4 protein-coding genes are annotated in these 2,188 nt (G+C 59.6%); 2 read left to right on the plus strand and 2 right to left on the minus strand.

Annotation, left to right across the window (positions count from 1 at the left end; genetic code table 11):
• Positions 1–195, plus strand: a 195-nt coding sequence (locus Q2941_RS51385) for a hypothetical protein (protein WP_458197513.1), incomplete at its 5' end; no start/stop codon positions are given.
• A 30-nt stretch (positions 196–225) separates the two neighbouring features.
• On the opposite strand, the gene Q2941_RS51390 is transcribed toward Q2941_RS51385, so the two are convergent.
• Together Q2941_RS51390 and Q2941_RS51395 are read right to left on the minus strand one after the other, a co-directional pair.
• Complete coding sequence (locus Q2941_RS51390; protein ID WP_458197514.1) at positions 226–957, minus strand: FMN-binding negative transcriptional regulator; 732 nt, start codon at positions 955–957, stop codon at positions 226–228.
• Entirely contained in the window at positions 957–1,586 is a 630-nt protein-coding gene (locus tag Q2941_RS51395; protein ID WP_458197515.1) for an HAD family hydrolase, read from the minus strand. Before Q2941_RS51395 ends, Q2941_RS51390 begins: the two co-directional genes overlap by 1 nt.
• Positions 1,587–1,717: 131 nt before the next feature.
• Here Q2941_RS51395 and Q2941_RS51400 point away from each other — a divergent pair.
• A partial coding sequence (locus Q2941_RS51400; RefSeq protein WP_458197516.1) for a LysR family transcriptional regulator occupies positions 1,718–2,188 on the plus strand: 471 nt, incomplete at its 3' end.

The raw sequence follows: 2,188 nt of genomic DNA on the forward strand, positions 1-2,188 counted from the left end.
ACAATCAGCGGCACGCTGATGGCAAGGCCGAGCACCAGGAGCGGCACGCTGCCATTGGCGGCGGCCGCGACCGCGATACAGGCCATGTCCCGGCGATCCCTTGCGAGCGGCGTGGCCGAGAAGGCTCCGCCATTCCTGCACCTTACAATACGCGACGGGTGCGGAGGCTACCGGAAGGTGTTGGGACGCGAATAGGGAACGAAAACGGAACCTGCCGAGGGGCCGCTACTTTTCCTCTTCCATCGTCACGGCGACCGCCGCCTTGGCTGAGAGCCGGACCTTGTTGCCCTCGACGTCGGCAACGAGGCCCTCGATGAAATGATGATGGCCCCTGCCCTCGCCACTGTCTTTTTTCCTGATCCAAGCAGCCAGCTGCTGGTCACTGCGCATCCCCGAGGCATCGAGATTCGACGCGACAGATAGAGCATCATTTCGCGGTTCGTCCTGGCCGAGCTTGGCTTTGCCTCTTATCGTCGTAATCGTCACCTCAAAACCGACAATCATGGTCATCCGCCGGGCGATACCGTCTTCAGGCAGCTCACCCATGGTCCATTGTTCGGAACGCCCGGTTTCATAGCGCCTCGTCAGCAGATCGATCCATTGCCGCGCGGTTTCCTGGTCTTGCAACGAGATGTCGCCTTCGGCTTCCACCATGACGTGATACATCGTGGGCGCCATGTCGCGAGCCGGATACCAGCTTGGACTCACGTAAGCGCGTGGTCCCTGAAATAAAGTCAGCACGCGCAGACCGTTGTTGATCGCCGAAGCCTGTGGATTGGCCCGTGCGATGTGACCCACCAAGGTCCCTAGTTTGCCGCGACTTCGATCCAGCAACAGGGGAATTGCCGTGACAAGGGGCGCCTCCTTGCCGTTGCACATCAGCAAGGCCCAAGGATCTGAGTCGATCAGATCTAGCGCCTCCTCCGTGGACATGGCCCAACATTGCCGCAAGAGCATCAATCAACCCCCGGAAAAAGAAGCCCATAGCGCTTCAACTCTGCCTGGAATCCCCCGACAGATGTAAAATGATGGCCATGCAGACCGGCCTCGCGCGCCCCCGCTACGTTTTCGGCGAGATCGTCGATGAACAGGACGGCTTCCGGTCTTACGCCCAACTCGGCTAGGCATCGTCGATAGCAGGCGACTTCAGGCTTCGCCGCACGAAATCGAGCCGACGCGTACAGTCGTGAACCAAATAGCGGTCGGAGTTCTGGAGAAAGAAGATCGATGTGATCCACGACCAGCTCAGTGTTGTTCGTGAGAACAGCTGCATCGATGGACCTGCGCAAGTGACTGACGACCCCGAGCATCGCGTGATCCGGCGTCATTGACGTTCGACGGGCGTCGAGCCATTCAGCAAGGCTCAGAGGATGGCCGATCCGCTCTCCGAAAGCGCTAAGATACTCCCGACGCGAGAGTGTGCCGTCGTCGCCCAATCGCTCGAACCCGCTTTCCCATATGGCTTGATAGATGTTCTCCGCCGTGTTGCCGGAGATTTCGGCCAAGCGCGCGGCACGCGCATGCCTGTCGTAGGCGCACAGGACGTTGTCCATGTCGAACAGGATCAGTTCGATTTTTTCAGCCATGGTATTCCGCTTTGGGCATACTGATCAGTAGCTTCGGTGAAGAAATCAAACGCGCTTCAACGCGAATAGTCCGAGAAAGCGATGGCAACAACCGAGTTAATCTGAGATGTATGCGTGATGGAAACTCACGCATGACGAACGTCCGTCTCCCTCCTTTAAATGCGGTGCGCGCCTTCGTAGCCGCGGCCAGACATGCGAGCTTTACGCTCGCGGCGGCCGAATTGGGCGTCACTCATGGGGCTGTCAGCCGACAGATCAAGCTTCTTGAAGAGCATCTCGCCGTACAGCTCTTCGTCAGAGAAACCCGCCAGGTAAGCCTGACCCCCGTTGGACGGCAGCTTTTCGCAGGGTTCGCACCCGGGCTTGAACGCATCGCAGCAACGGCCGCCGCGGTCGCTCGCCTCGCTCCCATGTCAAGCCTACGCATTAACGTCCGGGCAAGTTTCGCGGCGCGGTGGCTCATTCCACAACTGCCGAGCTTCATCCGCAAGCACCCTGACATCGCGCCGCAGATCTTCACAAGTTCGGAAGAGCCGGCGCGCCTGGGCCGCGACTTTGACGTCGTCATTCGCCGGACGAGGGCCGGCTGGCCATCCTATCTC

The organism is Bradyrhizobium sp. UFLA05-153, from assembly GCF_054185185.1.